Raw genomic sequence first — 17,223 nt, 5'->3', positions numbered from 1 at the left:
CGGGTTTGTCAAGGCGGGAAAGATGCCTTGACAAACCCGACCGCCGCCTGAAGGGATGGCTGGGATGAGGGGCGGGGGAGGCCTGGTGACGTCGTTGGTTGCCTTGCGTTGCCGGCTGCCGGTTTCGTGCGGGGCGGTCCGGTCAGCTCCCGCTGCCGGCTGTCGGTTTCGTGCGGGGGCGGTCCGGTCAGCTCCCGCTGCCGGCCGTCGTTCCGCAGTGCCCGGTGCTACTCGCCCTCGATGACGTCCGGCTCCACGCCGAGGTACCCCGCCACCTGCTCCACCAGCACGTCGTGCACCAGTTCCGCCAGCTCCGACGGGTCCTTCGCGCGCGCCTCCAGCGGTCGCCGATACAGCACGATCCGGGCTCGTGTCGGGAGGCCCGTCCGGTCCACGCCCGCCGGGACCAGGCGCGACAACGGCACCGCGCCGTCGTGCAGGACGCCGTCTGCCGGGGACTGGCCGTTCTCGCGGACCTCCGGTACGTCGTCGACCGCCACGTCGAGCTTTGTCAGCTCGTGGCGCCAGCGGGCTTCGATCGGCTCCAGTGCGTCCAGCACCAGGGCGTCGAAGCGTTCCGCGCGGCTCGCGGCGGCGGGCAGGGTCGCCGGATACAGCGTCCCGCGCAGGCCCCGGCCGTGCCGGTCCCGTCGCGAGCGCCGCCGTTGTCGGTAGTCACGAGCCGTCGCCACGCCCGAAGTCTATGCGGTCGGCACGTCCCAGCGCGTGTCGCTCCTCCAGGCTTGCGGCGACGCGCTATCGTTTCGTTTCGTGCGGAGCGTACGGAAGTGTTCGCGTACTGGCTGTCTCGAGCCAGCTGTGGCCACGCTGACGTATGCGTACAGCGACTCCACCGCCGTCGTCGGCCCGCTGGCCACCGCCTCCGAGCCCCACTCTTACGACCTCTGCGAAGCCCACGCGCTGCGGCTGACCGTCCCTAAGGGCTGGGAAGTCGTCCGGCACGAAGGGGCCTTCGCCGCGCCGGACCCGTCGGCCGACGAACTGACCGCGCTGGCCGAGGCCGTGCGCGAGGCCGGGCGGTCCGACAAACCGGCCCCCGCGCCCGAGCCGGAGGGCCCGTCCGGGCGCCGCGGCCACCTGCGGGTCCTGCCCGGCCGCGCCTGAACGCGTAACCCACTCACCTCGCCGGTAGGCTTTCCGCGCGGCGCAGCGGGCGCCGGGACGACTATTCGCGGGGAGACGGCGTGCCAGACCTTTCGGGCATCGTGAAGGCCTACGACATTCGCGGCGTGGTCGGCGAGCAGCTCGACGCGGACCTCGTCCGCGACTTCGGCGCCGCGTTCGCCCTGCTCATCAAGCCGGAAGCGCCCTCGGTGGTGATCGGCCACGACATGCGCGACTCGTCGCCGGCGCTGGCCGCGGCGTTCGCCGACGGCGTCACCTCGCAGGGCCTCGACGTGGTGAGCATCGGGCTGGCCAGCACCGACCAGCTGTACTTCGCGTCGGGCTCGCTGAACATGCCGGGCGCGATGTTCACCGCCAGCCACAACCCGGCCAAGTACAACGGCATCAAGATGTGCCGCGCGGGCGCGTCGCCGGTCGGCCAGGACACCGGGCTCGCCGAGATCCGGGACACCGTCGAGCAGGGCGTGCCGGAGTTCGAGGGCCAGCGCGGCTCTATCACCGATAGGGACGTCCTCGCCGACTACGCCACCTACCTGCGCAACCTCGTCGACCTGTCCGGCAACCGGCCGCTGAAGATCGTGGTCGACGCCGGCAACGGCATGGGCGGGCACACCGTCCCGACCGTCTTCGACGGCTTGCCGATCGACGTCGTGCCGATGTACTTCGAGCTCGACGGCACCTTCCCGAACCACGAGGCCAACCCGCTCGACCCGGCCAACATCGTCGACCTGCAGGCGAAGGTGCGCGAAGTCGGCGCCGACGCCGGCGTGGCCTTCGACGGTGACGCCGACCGCTGCTTCATCGTCGACGAGCGCGGTGAGCCGGTTTCGCCGAGCGCGATCACCGCGCTGGTCGCCGTCCGCGAGCTCGCGAAGGACCCGGGCGGCACGATCATCCACAACCTGATCACGTCCAAGGGCGTGCCGGAGATCGTCGCCGAGCACGGCGGCAAGCCGGTCCGCACCCGCGTCGGCCACTCGTTCATCAAGGCCGAGATGGCCCGCACCGGCGCCATCTTCGGCGGCGAGCACTCCGCGCACTACTACTTCCGCGACTTCTGGCGCGCCGACACCGGCATGCTGGCGGCGCTGCACGTCCTCGCCGCGCTCGGCGAGCAGACCGGCCCGCTGAGCGAGCTGACCAGCGCGTACTCGCGCTACGCCGCTTCGGGCGAGATCAACTCCACGGTCGACGACCAGGTCGCGAAGATGATGGCCGTCAAGGACACCTTCGGCACCCGTTCCGGCGTCGAGCTCGACGAGCTGGACGGCCTCACCGTGCAGCTGCCGGGCGGCGCCTGGTTCAACCTGCGCCCGTCGAACACCGAACCGCTGCTCCGGCTGAACGTCGAGGCGGCGAACGCCGAAGCCGTGCAGGGGCTGGTGGACGAAGTACTCGCGATCATCCGCCACTGACTGTCCCCGGTGAAGGGCGCCGCAACCGTGTCCGGAAGGTGCCCTTCACCACACCCCTCTGCGTGGTATGGAGGAACCATGGCCATCACGCTCGACGCCCAGCTCCTCGAGATCCTGGCGTGCCCGTCGCCCGATCACGCCCCGCTGCGGGCCGGCGCCCCGGACGACCCCGAGGCCGACGCGCTGACGTGCACCGAATGCGGTCGCGTGTACCCGGTCCGCGACGGGATCCCGGTGCTGCTCCTCGACGAGGCCACCGTGCCCGGGAACTCCGATGCCGACAGTGCTTGACGACACACTGCTCGACGACCCCGCGCGGCTGGCCGAGGCCGACAGCGCGGGGTTGCTCCGTGCCGCCGCGATGGCGGGCGCCCAGGTCCGGGCGACCGCCGAACTCGCCGCGGAGCTGGAGCTGTCCGAGCGGCTCGACATGGGCCGCCCGCGCGCCGTCGTGCTGATCGACCGGCCGGGGGTCAGCCGCACGCTCACCCGCCTGCTGGCCGCGCTGCTCGCGCCGTCGTGCCCGGTGCCGGTGGTCGTCGCCGAGGTGGTGCCGAGCTGGATCGGCGCGCTCGACGTCGTGTTCGCGCACACCGACGACCCCGGTGACCGCGAGCTCGCCGCGTCGCTGGAGCGCGCGGCCCGCTACGGCGCCTCGGTGGTGCTTTCGGCGCCGTCGGAAGGGCCGGTGGCGGCGGCGGTGGCCGGCAAGGGCGTCCTGCTGGCGCCGCGCATCCCGGTGCCGCCGGAGCTGGCGTTCCCGCGCGGCCTGGCCGCCGGGCTGCTCACCGCGAACGCGCTGGGCCTGCTGATCTCCGACGTCCAGGTGCTGGCCGACCAGCTCGACCTGGAAGCCGAAAAGAACTACCTGGCCCGCGAGTCGTTCGCGAACCCGGCCAAGGCGCTCGCGCTGCGCGTCGCCGACCGCGTGCCCCTGCTGTGGGGGCTCGACCCGGTCGCGGTCGCCGTCGGCGAACACGCTGCGCACGCGTTCGCCGCCCACGCGGCTACCGTGTGCGACGTCGAGGACTATCGTCAGGCCCTGGCGCGCCCCGCATTGCGGCGGGCGGCGCAATCAGGTGGCGGAGAGCGTGACATCTTCGCCGATCCGGACGATCCCTCTGGTGACATCCCCACCCGGGTGCTGCTGCTCTCGGTACGGACCGGTCCGGCCACGGACGCGGCGCGCTACCAGGCCGAGGATCTGCTGCCGGGTGCGGACGTCATCGCGCCGGCCGAGGAGATCGAGGCCGACGAAATCGTGCGGGCCGCGGTGCTGGCACTGCGGTTCGAACTGGCGGCGGTCTATCTCGGGCTGGCGGCGGGCAGCATCGGCGGTGCCGGTCGCTTCGCGCCCGCGACGGCGTGAGACCCGCCTAGCACCGGCCCCGGCCGGTGCCGAAGGAGTGGAGTTGAGGTGACAGTGGAGCTGCTGCGCAACGCGGTGCGGCCCTACGCCTGGGGATCGCGGACGGCGATCCCCGAGCTGCTGGGCCGTCCGGTACCCGCGCCGCACCCCGAGGCCGAGCTGTGGATGGGCGCCCACCCGGGCGACCCGTCGCACGTGATCGGCCCCGACGGGACCGAGCGGAGCCTGCTCGAGCTGGTGGACGCCGACCCGGTGACCCAGCTCGGCGAGCGGTGCGCGAAGCGGTGGGGCGGGCGGCTCCCGTTCCTGCTGAAGATCCTCGCGGCGGAGGAACCGCTGTCGATGCAGGCGCATCCGTCGGCGGCCCAGGCCGCGGAGGGGCACGCCCGCGAGGAGCGGCTCGGCATCCCGCGCGACGCGGCGAACCGCAACTATCCGGATCCGACGGCGAAGCCGGAGCTGGTGTGCGCGCTGACGGAGTTCCACGCGCTGGCGGGGTTCCGCACCCCGGACCGGACGGTGAAGCTCCTGAAGGCCATCGAGACGCCGGGGCTGGCGAAGTACACGGGGCTGCTGGAGGCGCAGCCGGACCCGTCCGGGTTGCGGGCGCTGTTCACGACGTGGATCACGTTGCCGCAGGCGTCCCTGGATTCGCTGCTGCCGGAGGTGCTCGACGCGTGCGTCCGGCACGTCCAGGAGCACGGCGAGTTCGCGGTGGAGTGCCGCACGATCCTGGAGCTGGGCGAGGCGCACCCGCGTGACGCGGGCGTGCTGGCGGCGTTGCTGCTGAACAGGCTGACGTTGCGCGCGGGCGAGGCGATCTACCTGCCGGCCGGCAACCTGCACCTGTACCTGCACGGAACGGCCGTGGAGATCCTGGCGAACTCGGACAACATCCTGCGCTGCGGGCTGACGCCCAAGCACGTGGACGTCCCGGAGCTGCTGCGCGTGGTGGACTTCGCGTGCGGCGAGATGCCGGTCCAGTGCGGTGACGAGGGCGGCCGTCTTTCGATCTACCGCACCGACGCGCCCGAGTTCGAGCTGTCGCGCGTGGAGTGGGCGGCGGGCCAGGACGACGAGATTTCGGTCGACAGCGTGGGCCCCCAGATCCTGCTGTGCACGGCGGGCGACCTGCTGGTGACGGCGGACGACGGCGAGAAGGTCGAGCTGCGGCGCGGCCAGTCGGTGTGGCTCCCGGCGGCGGACCCGCCGGTCCACGTTCGCGCGCTGGGCGGAGAGCGAGCCCAGCTGTTCCGAGCCACGGCAGGCACCTGCGAGGACTGACGCCCCGCTCCACCCTCGCCCGGCCCGGCCGGTCGGTTCGCGTACCCGGAGGGTCGGCTGGCGTACCTGGACGGTCAGTTCGCGTACCCGGAGGGTCGGTTGCGTGCCCGCCGGGTCGGTTCGCGTGCCTGGAGGGTCGGTTGGCGTGCCGTTGGGCCGGTTCGCGAGCCGACCGCCTGAGTACGCGAGCCGACCGCCTGGGTACGCGGGCCGACCGCCTGGGTACGCGAGTTGGCTGTCTGGGTACGCGGGCTGATTGCCGGGGTGCGTGAGTCGGCGGGGTGGGGTGTGCGCGGGGGCGGGAGTTTCTGTGTGCGTTCCGTGTGGCGGCGTCCGCCACTATCGACACCAACGGGGGACCCTGGTGCGCTGGTGCGCGCGGCCAGTCCGCTGGGGGTGGCGCCGGTCGGATTCCGCCCGGCGTCCGTGGGCTTGAGGTGGTGCCGCGAGGGGGCGGCACCACCTCGCCGAACGAGGGGGGAAGGGGAGACGGGTGGTGCGGCGAGGGGGCAGCACCACCCCGCCTCGCCGGCCGCCCGCCTACTTGGCCCCGCGGCGGCCCGCCACTGCGCCCCGAGGCCCTGGTAGCGGCCCACCACCGGGCGCCTGCGCAGCTGGCCCCGCGGCGGCCCACCCGAGGCGGCCGCTGAGCTGGCCCGGCAGCCGCCCACCTCGGGTGCCTGCGCAGCTGGCCCTGCGGCGGCCCACCTGAGGCGGCCGCTGAGCTGGCCCGGCGGCGGCGCGCCTCAGGTGCCCGCCGAGCTAGCCCCGGCAGTGGCCCACCTGAGGCGCCCGCTCAACCTGCTCGTGAGCGGCCCGTCAGGCCGGTTCGGTGAGCGCCAGCAGCGCCCGGCGGAGGGCGGCCGCGCTGGCGTCTCGCGGGTCGACCAACCCCGCCGCCTCTCCCGCCGCCTGCTCGGCCGACGCCGCGTCTCCTGCCGCCAGATACGCCCGGTGCAGCACCAGCCATGTCAGGCCCGCCGCTGGGCGGCTGCCCATTTCGCCGTACTCGTCCAGGCACGCCTGCAGGACCGGGATCGCCTCGGCCGCTCGGCCGTCGCCGATCCAGCTTGCCGCCAGGGCGCGGGTGCACGACAGCTCGCGTGGGCGCTCGTCCAGCTCCCGCGCCAAGCCGCGGGCCTCCGAGAACGCTGCCGTCGCCTCGGCCCGTGCACCCGTTGCCGCCGAGATTGCGCCCAGTGTGCGCAAGGACTTTGCCAGGGCCGATCGCACCTTCGTCCCTCGCAGCAGCGTCACCGACTCCGCGATCGCCGACGCTGCTTCGCGGTCGTTGCCGGTCAGCAGCGATGACCACGCGTACCCGTGCAGTGCCTCGCCGATCACCCGGGGGTCGCCCGTCGAGCGGGCCGCGGCCAGGGCCGTTCGGTCGGCTTCGCGGGCGTCGGCGACCCGCCCGAGCCGTAACAGCGCCGCCGACTCCGCTGCGCGCACCCAGCCGAGCTCCGCCGGTGATCCGTCCACTGTGAACAGTTCGCGGGCGTGCGCCGCCGTCTGCAGGGCCTCCTCCGCGCGGCCCAGGCCGATCAGGCAGTGCGCCAGGTTCGCCGACACCCACGCGTGCGTGCGGCGGTCGCCGTGGGCCTCGAGTTCCTTGGCGCACGCGCGGTAGCGGACCGCCGCCTCCTCGTACTCGCCACGCGCGTGCCGCAGCAGCGTCAGCGTGGCCTCGGCGACCGTCGCCAGCGGGGGATCCGCGGCCGACGGCACCGCTTCGTACGCCGCGCGCATGTCGGCGTACTGGCCGTGCAGGTACAGGTACACCCCGAGCCGGTCGAGCAGCAGCAACGCGTCCCGCGGGCCCAGCGTGCCGATGAGCAGCACCAAGTTCGCGCGCTCCGCCGCGAACCAGTCGTCCGGACGCGCCAGCAGCCGCTCCACGAGCGAAGCCGGCAACGGCTGGGCGGGCGGCTCGGCGGCCGGCGACGGCATCGGCACCGTGCGCGGCAGCCGGGCCGCCGCCGCGTCGGCGAGGGCGATCGTCGCCGCCAGCACCGTCCGGACGCCTTCGCCGGACGACGGCTCGGCCAGCTCCGCCGCGTACAGGCGGACGAGGTCGTGCATCCGGTACCGGCCTTCGCCCGTCGCATCCGGGCCGCGGGCCTCCAGCAGGCTCGCCTCGACGAGCTCTTCGACCGCCTCGTCGGCGTCCGGGTCGGCGACCAGGGTGGTGACCGCCCACGCCGGCAGGTCGGCGAGCCGGCACCGGCCGAGCAGCCGGAACGCCCGCCGCGCCGGTGGCCGCAGGCCCTCGTAGCTGAGCGCGATGCTGCTCCGGACGGCCAGGTCGCTGACGGTCAGCTCGTCGAGCCGGCGGACCTCGTCCTCCAGCCGGTCGGCCAGCTCGCCGAGCCGCAGGTGCGGGCGGATGGCCAGCCGGCTGCCCGCGATCCGCAGGGCCAGCGGCGACCGCGCGCACGCCGTGATGATCCGCTCGGCGTCGGCGCGCTCCCGGGCCACCCGCGCCCCGGCCAGCCGGTCCAGCAGCTCGGCGGCGTCGGCCCCGGACAGCGGCCCCAGCGCCAGCCGGTGCGCGCCGGCGAGCCCGCTCAGCCGGCGGCGGCTGGTGACGAGCACCGCGCAGCCCGGCGTGCCCGGCAGCAGCGTGCGGACCTGCCCGGGGTCCGCCGCGTCGTCGAGCACCACCAGCACCCGCCGGTCGGACAGCCGGCCGCGGAACACCGCCGCGCGGGCCAGGACGTCGTCCGGCACCGCCGGGCCCGGGACGCCCAGCGCGCGCAGCAGGTCCGCCAGGACCTCCCCGATGTCACGGCCCGCCAGCGGCACGTACAGCTGGCCGTCGGGGAACTGCCGCCGCAACGCGTGCGCGGCGCGGACGGCGAGGGTGCTCTTGCCCGCGCCCGGCTCGCCGCTGAGCACCGCGACCGGGACGCCGCCGCCGGCGCCGAGCACCGTCGTCAGCTCCGCCAGCTCGGCGTCGCGCCCGGTGAAGTCGCCGATGTCCGGCGGGAGCTGGCACACCGGCCACACCGGGGGCGGCAGCCGCGGTACCGGGTCCTCGCCGCGCAGGACGGCCGCGTGCACCCGGCGGACCTCCGCGCCCGGTTCGACGCCCAGCTCCTCGATCAGCGTCGTCCGCAGCCGCCGGTAGACCTCCAGCGCGCTGCCCTGCTGCCCGGCCCGGTGCAGCGCGGTCATCAGCTGCGCGGCCGGCCGTTCGCGCAGCGGGTGCTCGGTGATCATGGCCTGCAGCTCGCCGGTCAGCTCCCCGTGCCGCCCGGCGGCGAGCTCGGCGTCGACGCAGTCCTCGAACACGGCGAGCCGCTCGGACTCCAGCCGGGCGACGTCGGCCGCCAGCCGCGGCACGTGCAGCCCGGCCAGCACCGGCCCCCGCCACAGCGCGAGCGCCCGCCGGTAGTGCCCCGCGGCGGCCACCGGATCCGCCGCCTGCCGCCCTTCGGCGACCGCGGCGCGGAACCCGAGCAGGTCCAGTTCCGCCGGTTCGACCCGCAGCCGGTAGCCGAGCGGCCCGTGCTCGACCCGCAGGCCGTCGATCCGCTCGCGCAGCCGCGAGAGGTAGGTGTGCAGGTTGGACGTGGCCGACTTGGGCGGCCCGGCCGGCCACAGCGCCTCGACCAGCACGTCCGCCGGGACCGGGCGGCCGGCGTTGAGCAGCAGCACGGCCAGCAGCGTGCGCTGCCGCTCGCCGCGCAACGCGACCCAGTGCCCGGGCGGCCCTTCGACGGCGAGCGGCCCGAGCACGCCGAAGTGAGCCATGGCCACCCTCCCTGTGCCGGAACGGCCACCGTAGCGAAGGGGTCCGACAAAACCGGGCGGTGCGGGGCGGGAACCGGACGGGGTCCTCTAGGCTCCAAACCGGCAATTCGGGAACGTCGGCAGGGGAGCGCTCGTGTCAGCTGGAGGCGGAACCAAGGCGATCATCGCGGCACTCGGCGCGAACGCCGGGATCGCGGCCGCGAAGTTCGTCGGCTTCCTCGTGACGGGGTCGTCGTCGATGCTGGCCGAGTCCGTGCACTCGCTGGCCGACACGACGAACCAGGGCCTGCTGCTGCTCGGCCAGAAGACGTCGAAGCGCGAAGCCGACAAGGAGCACCCGTTCGGCTACGGCCGCGACCGGTACTTCTACTCGTTCATCGTCGCGCTGATGCTCTTCACCCTCGGCTCCGCCTTCGCGATCTACGAAGGCATCCACAAGATCGGCCACCCCGAGCCGCTCGAATCGCCGATCGTCGCCGTGATCATCCTGCTCGTCGCGGTCGGCCTGGAGGGCTACAGCTTCCACACCGCCGTCGGCGAGTCGAAGAAGATCAAGGGCGACGCCACCTGGTGGGGGTTCATCCGCCAGGCCAAGGAGCCCGAGCTGCCGGTGGTCCTGCTGGAGGACGCCGGCGCGCTGCTCGGCCTCGTCTTCGCGCTGCTCGGCGTCGGGCTGTCGGTCGTCACGGACAACCCCGTCTGGGACGGCGTCGGTACCCTCGCGATCGGCGCGCTGCTCGGCGTCATCGCGATCATCCTCATCATCGAGATGAAGAGCCTGCTCATCGGCGAAGGCGCCACCGAGGGCGTGCTCGCGACGATCGTCGACGAGCTCGCCGCGGGCAAGGTCGAGCGGGTCATCCACATCCGCACCCAGTACCTGGGCCCGGACGAGCTGCTCGTCGCGGCGAAGCTGGCGATGGTGCCGGGGCTCGACACCGCCGAGGTGGCCACGGCCATCGACGACGCCGAGGCGCGCGTCCGTGCCAAGGTGCCGGTGGCGAAGCTGATCTACCTCGAACCGGACCTCGACCGCAGCCTCGCGCGGTAGCCGGAGAACCGCTTCGGACGGCCGTCACCGGCCTGACCCGTTAGGGTGACCTACTGCGATACACGCAGGCCAGCCGCAGGAGGTCAACGGTGCCCGGAACGGGATTGTGGCGCACTAAATCGATCGAACAGTCCATTGAGGACACCGACGAGCCGGACACCAAGCTCCGGCGGAACCTGAGCGCGTGGGACCTCACGGTCTTCGGTGTCGCGGTCGTCATCGGCGCCGGCATCTTCACGCTGACCGCGCGCACCGCGGGCGACTACGCCGGCCCGTCGGTCTCGCTGGCCTTCGTGTTCGCCGCGATCGCATGCGCGCTGGCGGCGCTGTGCTACGCGGAATTCGCCTCGACCGTGCCGGTCGCGGGCAGCGCGTACACGTTCTCCTACGCCACCTTCGGCGAGTTCGTGGCGTGGATCATCGGCTGGGACCTGATCCTCGAGCTCGCCGTCGGCGCCGCCGCGGTGTCCAAGGGCTGGTCGGTGTACCTCGAGACGGTCCTCGGCTACCTGTTCGGCAAGGGCACCAAGACGACGTTCGACATCGGGAGCGTGACCGTCGACTGGGGCGCGCTGCTCGTCGTGGCGATCCTGACGACGCTGCTGGCCGTCGGCACGAAGCTGTCGTCGCGGGTGTCCATGGTGATCACCGGGATCAAGGTCGCCGTGGTCCTGTTCGTGATCATCCTGGGCCTCTTCTACATCAAGGGCGCCAACTACACGCCCTACATCCCGCCGGGCGAGACCGGCGGGGCCGGCCAGACCGGGGTCGACCAGTCGCTGTTCTCCCTGATCGCGGGCGGCGCGAGCAGCTCGTTCGGCGTCTTCGGCCTGCTGGCCGGCGCCTCGCTGGTGTTCTTCGCGTTCATCGGGTTCGACATCGTCGCGACCACCGCGGAGGAGACGAAGAACCCGCAGAAGGCCGTGCCGCGCGGGATCATGGGCTCGCTGGCCATCGTGACCGTGCTGTACGTCGCGGTGTCGCTGGTGGTCGTCGGCATGACGTCGTACAAGGACCTCGCGACGAAGGCGGGCGACGGCAGCCACAAGACCCTCGCCACGGCGTTCTCCGCGAACGGCGTCGACTGGGCGGCCAACATCATCTCCTTCGGCGCGCTGGCCGGCCTGACCACCGTCGTCATGGTGCTGATGCTGGGCCAGGTCCGGATCATCTTCGCGATGTCGCGCGACGGCCTGATGCCGCGCGGGCTGGCGAAGACGGGCGAGCACGGCACGCCGAAGCGCGCGACGGTGATCGTCGGTGGCCTGGTCGCGCTCGCGGCCGGGTTCTTCCCGGCGGACAAGCTCGAAGAGATGGTCAACGTCGGCACGCTCTTCGCGTTCGTGCTCGTTTCGGCCGGGGTGCTGGTGCTGCGCCGGACGCGGCCGGACCTGCCCCGCGCGTTCAAGGTCCCGCTGGTGCCCTTGATCCCGATCCTGGCCATCCTCGCCTGCCTGTGGCTGATGCTGAACCTGACCGTGCTGACCTGGCTGCGGTTCCTCGCCTGGATGGTGCTGGGCGTGGTGTTCTACTTCGCCTACAGCCGGCGGCATTCGCTGCTGGGCAAGCGGCAGGCCGGCGGGCTCGACGACCCGGTCGAGACGCCCTGACCTGACTTGCGGCCGAAAAGCCCCGCCGAACTGGATCCCCAGGTCGGCGGGGCTTTTTCCGTTTGGTTGCGTTACGCGAGGTTACGGCTTGATCAAGAGGATCTTGCGATTCGTGCGCAAAGGGGGACCCCTGGTAAGGGGACGAGTGACGTGCGATACCTTTCGAGCCTCGTGTGCCACTGACGGGTGAATTACAGCCGCGTGATTACCACGTGCGGTGGCGCAGCGATCCCCCGAATTTGCCGTTCTTCCCCCGTTCGGTACAGGAGACACTCAATGCGCAGACGTACCTTCCGCGGCGCCGTTGCGGTCATGGCGCTCACCACGGCCGCCCTGATCGGCACCGCCGGTTCCGCTCTCGCCTGCTACAGCGACGACACCCGCCCGCACCCCACGCCGGGCAAGGCGACCCCGTGCGCCGAGGGCACCTCCCTCGACCAGAAGGACGTCGTCTTCGAGCTGACCAAGAACAACACCCGGCTGAACATCAAGTCGGTCAACGAAGGTGTCACCGTCACCCGCATCGTCGTGGTCGGTGGCAACGACGGCTTCAACGACTACGCCCCGGGCAAGAAGCAGCTCGGCACGAACGCGCCGTGGAACGACCTGCGCGCGCCGTTCAACTACGACCGCAGCCAGCCGAAGATCGACCACTGGTTCCTGTGCGGCAAGAAGACCACGAAGCCGACCGAGACCGTCACGGCTCCGCCGACCAAGCCGACGAAGCCGGCCGAGACCACCAAGCCGAGCGCCCCGGCGACCTCGGACACCTCGGTCGCGCCGACCAGCTCCACCACCACTCCGGCCGCCGTCCCGGCGGGCAACGAGTCGGGCACCGGTGGCGGCCTGGCCAACACCGGTTTCGACAACAGCTGGCTGATCTGGGTCGCCGGCCTGCTGCTGGTGGCCGGTGGCGGTCTGCTCGCGCTGCTGAAGTTCCGCCGCAAGGCTTCCGAGTGAAGCTGAGCTAGTTCCCGGTGAAGGCCCCTCGCTCCGCGCGCGAGGGGCCTTCACCGTTTCGGGGAGAAGTCCCCGAAGAGCGAGCCCTGCTCGCCCCAGGACGGCTTGCCGAGGCCGGCGGCCATCGCGACGGCGTGGTCCCATTCGGCGTCGACGACGTAGTCCTGGTGCTTGAGCACCCCCGGCGCCCACCGGTGCCGCCCGGTCGGGCCGCGCAGCGGGTCCGGCAGCCAGTGGTCGCCACCGAGGATCAGGACGCCGCTGCCGTCGGCCGCCGCCGACACCGGGCCGTGGCCGCCGCCGGGGAGGAACCCGACGCCGTGCAGCCGCCGGTCGGCGACCGAGTGCCGCCAGGTCGTCACGCCGCCGCCGAAGATGTCGGTGCCGCGGCAGAGGGCGCGCCACCGGCCGTCGAGGTCGGCGAAGAGCCGCTCCAGCGCTTCCTGCGGCAGCAACGCCGGGAACGCGCGCTGGTAGCCCCACTGCAGCGGGGAGCCGGCGCTGAGCACGCCGACGCGTTCGAGGTCGGCTTCCGGCAGTTCGGCCGCCAGCCGCGCGGCGGCCATGAGCGTGAGCAGGCTGCCGAGGTTGTAGCCGGAGAGGACCACGCGCGTCCCGGGGTCGGCGAGGTGCTCGCGGGCCCGCGCGGCCAGTTCGGGGACGACCTTGAGCGCGTAGCACGGCGGGACCGTCGGGTGCGCCGCTCGCGGCCAGAAGCACACGAGGTCGGCCAGCGCGCCGAGGTGGCGGCTGCGCTGCGGGGTGCGCGCGGCCGTGTAGACGACGCGCAGCAGGCCCGCGGCCAGCGCGCCGAGCGCGACCACGCCGATCGCGGACAGCGGGCCGAACCAGCCCGGGACCAGCCCGAACCCGAACCGCAGCACCAGCAGGGCCGCGCCGCCGGCGGACATCGCCGACGCCACCGCGAGCGCCAGGTGGTGCAGGTGCCGCCGTTCCCACGCCGACCGCGCCCACGCCGCCGCGGCCTGGGCCTCCTGCCGCCGGTCGTGCTCCATCAGCTCGACGATCTCCGGGACGCCGCGCCGCAGCCGCCGCATCGGGACGGCGACCGCGAAGCCCAGCACGCCGAGCACGGCGGCCAGCGCCAGCCCGGCGCCCCACAGGACCGTGACCAGCAGGTACGTGTCGGGCACCCGCAGGTGCCCGGCGCCGGAAAGGCGTCGGAGGGCTTCGGCGAGGCCGGCGCCGAAGCCGCCGCCCAGCAGCCCGGCCAGCGCGAGCACCGGCGCCGCCGCCCAGCCGCCCATCCACGGCCGCAGCCGCTGCGGCTTGTGCTTCCAGCCGGGCCGCGCCAGCAGGGCGGCCGGGGCGAGGAACAGGGCGAACAGCACCGTGACGGCGACCAGGGCCGCGCCGAGGCCCTCGACGACGCCGTTGGTGCCCGGCAGCGGGCCGGTGCCCGGCCGGAGCCGGACGGCGGCCACGACGACGAGCAGGGTCGCGAACGCGAGCACGCCGGGGCGGGCGAACCGGCCGGTGTCGACGCCGATCGCGGCCGCGACGACGGTGGCGAGCACCACGGCGAGCGTGACGATCCAGGTGACGAGGTCCACGGTGTCACCCGGCACCCGGAAGGGGCCGCCGAGCAGCAGCAACGCGACCGACGCCAGCGCCGCGACGGTGTGCAGGCAGCGCAGCGCCGGCGTCTCCGGGTCCGCGCGCATCCGCAGCGGGCCGCCGGTGAGGTCGCCGTCGGCGTGCACCGCCCAGGTCGCGCTCGAAATCCGGTGCAGGACGAAGATCACGGCGAGCAGCGGCAGCACGCCGACGGCGATCCTCGCGGGCACCGAGCGGGCCGCGTCGGGGACCGCGGGCAGGCAGCCCGAGCCGGGCGCGAGGCACTGCGCGGCGAACAGGTCGAGCGCGATCGCCGCGAGCTGGCCCATCAGCAGCATCGTCAGCAGCAGGGCACCGACGCGCAGCAGGCCGCGGCACACGACGCCGAGGACGCGCGCGAGCCGGCGGTCGGGGACCGGCGGCAGCATCCAGAAGGCGACGTTGGCCAGGGAGAACGGGAACAGCAGCGCCCAGGTGGCCTTCGCGGCGCCGCCGGAGGTCATGCCGTGCCACAGGTAGCCTTCGAGCGTCCGCGGGATCGACCGGCCCAGCGCCGGCAGCACCGGCCCGGGCGCCGGGCGGCGCAGCCGGTCCGCCGGGCGGACCACCCGGCCCAGCCCGTCGCCGGCGACGTCGACGGTCGAAACGGCGTCGAGGAGCGTCTCCCCGCTGGTGCCCACGAGGCCGGCGACGCGGATTTCCACGACGCGGGTGTCGGGGCCGGGCATGGCCACGGTAAGGCCCTCCTAACACTTCTAGGGACAGTCGAGCGGACAACGGTAGTGTTCGTGTGTCATCGAGTCTTGGAGGAATCGCCACTATGACCCCCGAAAGCGTTGCCAAGCGGCACGAGACCCGCAACGGCATCGAGTTCGCCGTCGCCGACCTCGATGCCGCCGAATTCGGCCGCAAGGAGATCCGCCTCGCCGAGCACGAGATGCCCGGACTGATGGCGCTGCGCCGCGAATACGCGGAGGTCTACCCGCTGCGCGGGGCGCGCGTCTCCGGCTCGCTGCACATGACGGTGCAGACCGCGGTGCTGATCGAGACGCTGGTGGCGCTGGGGGCGGAGGTGCGCTGGGCCTCCTGCAACATCTTCTCGACGCAGGACCACGCGGCCGCGGCGGTCGTCGTCGGCCCGCACGGCACGACCCAGGAGCCCAAGGGCGTCCCGGTCTTCGCGTGGAAGGGCGAGTCGCTCGAGGAGTACTGGTGGTGCACCGAGCGGATGCTCACCTGGGACGGCGAGGGCCCGAACATGATCCTCGACGACGGCGGTGACGCCACCATGCTGGTGCACAAGGGCACCGAGTTCGAGAAGACGGGTGTCGTGCCGACCCCGGACGAGAACACCTCGGACGAGTTCCGCGTGTTCCTCGAGCTGCTGCGCGCCTCGGTGGCGGCGGACACGGGCAAGTGGACGAAGATCGGCGAGGGCATCCGCGGCGTCACCGAGGAGACGACGACCGGCGTCCTGCGCCTCTACCAGCTGGCGGCGGCGGGCGAGCTGCTCTTCCCGGCGATCAACGTCAACGACGCGGTGACGAAGTCGAAGTTCGACAACCGCTACGGCATCCGCCACAGCCTGATCGACGGCATCAACCGCGGCACGGACGTGCTGATCGGCGGCAAGGTCGCGGTGGTCTGCGGCTACGGCGACGTCGGCAAGGGCGCGGCGGAGTCCCTGCGCGGCCAGGGTGCGCGCGTGATCGTGACGGAAATCGACCCGATCTGCGCCCTCCAGGCGGCGATGGACGGCTACCAGGTCCGCACGCTGGAGAACGCCCTGCCCGAGGCCGACATCGTCATCACGACGACCGGCAACAAGGACGTCGTGCTGGTCGAGCACATGGCGAAGATGAAGCACCAGGCGATCCTGGGCAACATCGGCCACTTCGACAACGAGCTCGACATGGCCGGCCTGGCGCGTTACCCGGGCATCCGCCGCGTGAACATCAAGCCGCAGGTCGACGAGTGGGTGTTCCCGAACGGCAACACGATCATCGTGTTGTCGGAGGGCCGCCTGCTGAACCTGGGCAACGCGACCGGGCACCCGTCGTTCGTGATGTCGAACAGCTTCTCCAACCAGGTGATCGCGCAGGTCGAGCTGTTCACCAAGCACGAGGAGTACGACAACGAGGTCTTCCGCCTGCCGAAGAAGCTGGACGAAAAGGTGGCGAAGATCCACCTCGACGCCCTCGGCGGCGAGCTGACGAAGCTGACGAAGGCGCAGGCCGAGTACATCGACGTGGACGTCGAGGGCCCGTTCAAGCCGGAGCACTACCGGTACTGAGGTTTTTGCCGGTCAGGGCCGTCCCGGAAGTGTTCGGGGCGGCCCTTTCCGTGCCCCGGACCGCCGTTTCGCGTAGGCTCGGGGCTGTTCTTGGCTTCACGAACCTCACGGCCCGGTAGGTAGTCCGGGCGGTCCGCGCAGGGCTCGTTGTCCCGTTCCGGGAAACCGGTGACGCCAGGCTGATCCGTCACGCCTGGAGGTTTCCCGATGAGCGCGGTGTTCACGCTGTACCACGACGGCCAGTTCTGGGTCGGCGTCTACGAAATCCACGAAGACGGCCTGGTCCGGGCCGCACGGCACGTCTTCGGAACCGAGCCCAACAACGCCGAGCTGGCGGCCTTCGCCGCCGGCCGCGGCTTCGTCCGGCTGGCCGACCAGGCCCGCGAAGCTCCGCCCGTCCCGCTCGCGCAGCGCCTGACGGCCCGGCTCAACGCCAAGCGCCTCGCGAAGCTGGCGAAGAAGGCACAGGACGACTCGGGCATCGGCACGGCCGCGCAACGCGCCCTGCGCGAGACGGTCACCCAGCACGCGGCCGAGAACAAGGCGGCCCGCAAACGCCGCGCCGCGGCCGAAGCCACCCACCGCCGCAGCCTGGCAAAAGCGAAGTCCCGCGCCAAACACCGCGGCCACTAGCGCAAGATGCCCCGCCAATCACGTGAGATGCCCGCCCAGTCACGCGAGATGCCCGCCCAATCACGCGAGATGCCCGCCCAATCACGCGAGCCGACTGTCCAGGTACGCCAACCGACCGTCCGGGTACG

General features: G+C 72.7%; 13 protein-coding genes. 10 read left to right on the top strand and 3 right to left on the bottom strand.

The genetic code is table 11. The features are described 5' to 3' along the window. Positions 1–227 precede the first annotated feature (227 nt). Positions 228–692, bottom strand: coding sequence for a metallopeptidase family protein (locus ABZW17_RS14530; RefSeq protein ID WP_354813346.1), 465 nt, complete (start codon positions 690–692; stop codon positions 228–230). A gap of 79 nt (positions 693–771) precedes the next feature. Between ABZW17_RS14530 and ABZW17_RS14525 the strand changes: the two genes are divergently transcribed. The 5 genes from ABZW17_RS14525 to manA all read left to right on the top strand — a co-directional run bounded on the left by ABZW17_RS14525 (position 772) and on the right by manA (position 5,214). Then, positions 772–1,125: a DUF3499 domain-containing protein gene (locus ABZW17_RS14525; protein ID WP_033261311.1), complete on the top strand. Its 354-nt coding sequence runs from the start codon at positions 772–774 to the stop codon at positions 1,123–1,125. Between the two features lie 80 nt (positions 1,126–1,205). Beyond that, complete coding sequence (locus tag ABZW17_RS14520) at positions 1,206–2,561, top strand: phosphomannomutase/phosphoglucomutase (protein WP_354813344.1); 1,356 nt, start codon at positions 1,206–1,208, stop codon at positions 2,559–2,561. A gap of 78 nt (positions 2,562–2,639) precedes the next feature. Next, positions 2,640–2,852 (top strand): Trm112 family protein, encoded by a 213-nt coding sequence (locus ABZW17_RS14515; protein WP_354813342.1) that lies wholly within the window; start codon positions 2,640–2,642, stop codon positions 2,850–2,852. After that, positions 2,836–3,930 carry a hypothetical protein gene (locus tag ABZW17_RS14510; RefSeq protein ID WP_354813340.1) on the top strand — a complete coding sequence of 365 codons (1,095 nt, stop codon included), beginning with the start codon at positions 2,836–2,838 and terminating at the stop codon, positions 3,928–3,930. The genes ABZW17_RS14515 and ABZW17_RS14510 overlap by 17 nt, the downstream gene beginning before the upstream one ends. Positions 3,931–3,984: 54 nt before the next feature. Then, the gene (gene manA, locus ABZW17_RS14505; RefSeq protein WP_354813370.1) at positions 3,985–5,214 is read left to right on the top strand and encodes a mannose-6-phosphate isomerase, class I; all 1,230 of its coding nucleotides are present in this window, start codon (positions 3,985–3,987) and stop codon (positions 5,212–5,214) included. Between the two features lie 819 nt (positions 5,215–6,033). On the opposite strand, the gene ABZW17_RS14500 is transcribed toward manA, so the two are convergent. Then, complete coding sequence (locus tag ABZW17_RS14500; RefSeq protein ID WP_354813338.1) at positions 6,034–8,970, bottom strand: BTAD domain-containing putative transcriptional regulator; 2,937 nt, start codon at positions 8,968–8,970, stop codon at positions 6,034–6,036. 133 nt (positions 8,971–9,103) lie between these two features. Here ABZW17_RS14500 and ABZW17_RS14495 point away from each other — a divergent pair, with 133 nt between their 5' ends. The 3 genes from ABZW17_RS14495 (at position 9,104) to ABZW17_RS14485 (ending at position 12,591) form a co-directional block, all read left to right on the top strand. After that, on the top strand, positions 9,104–10,021 hold the full coding sequence (locus tag ABZW17_RS14495; RefSeq protein WP_354813336.1) for a cation diffusion facilitator family transporter: 918 nt from the start codon (positions 9,104–9,106) through the stop codon (positions 10,019–10,021). An 89-nt stretch (positions 10,022–10,110) separates the two neighbouring features. Continuing rightward, positions 10,111–11,631, top strand: a complete 1,521-nt coding sequence (locus ABZW17_RS14490) for an amino acid permease (protein WP_354813334.1) — start codon at positions 10,111–10,113, stop codon at positions 11,629–11,631. 276 nt (positions 11,632–11,907) lie between these two features. After that, the gene (locus ABZW17_RS14485) at positions 11,908–12,591 is read left to right on the top strand and encodes an LPXTG cell wall anchor domain-containing protein (protein WP_354813332.1); all 684 of its coding nucleotides are present in this window, start codon (positions 11,908–11,910) and stop codon (positions 12,589–12,591) included. Positions 12,592–12,641: 50 nt separating this feature from the next. Here the strand turns inward: ABZW17_RS14485 and ABZW17_RS14480 are convergent, their stop codons facing one another. Continuing rightward, a complete protein-coding gene (locus tag ABZW17_RS14480) occupies positions 12,642–14,897 on the bottom strand; it encodes a hypothetical protein (protein ID WP_354813330.1) in 2,256 nt (751 codons plus the stop codon). Between the two features lie 92 nt (positions 14,898–14,989). Between ABZW17_RS14480 and ahcY the strand changes: the two genes are divergently transcribed. Together ahcY and ABZW17_RS14470 are read left to right on the top strand one after the other, a co-directional pair. Next, a complete protein-coding gene (gene ahcY / locus ABZW17_RS14475; RefSeq protein ID WP_354813328.1) occupies positions 14,990–16,462 on the top strand; it encodes an adenosylhomocysteinase in 1,473 nt (490 codons plus the stop codon). Between the two features lie 207 nt (positions 16,463–16,669). Further along, on the top strand, positions 16,670–17,095 hold the full coding sequence (locus ABZW17_RS14470; RefSeq protein ID WP_354813326.1) for a YjdF family protein: 426 nt from the start codon (positions 16,670–16,672) through the stop codon (positions 17,093–17,095). Positions 17,096–17,223: the final 128 nt, after the last annotated feature.

It is taken from the genome of Amycolatopsis sp. NPDC004625, from assembly GCF_040609695.1.
In the GTDB taxonomy this organism is placed as follows: domain Bacteria; phylum Actinomycetota; class Actinomycetes; order Mycobacteriales; family Pseudonocardiaceae; genus Amycolatopsis.
The sequence above is the reverse complement of the archived record's forward strand: the minus strand, read 5'-3'. Positions and strand labels throughout refer to the sequence as shown.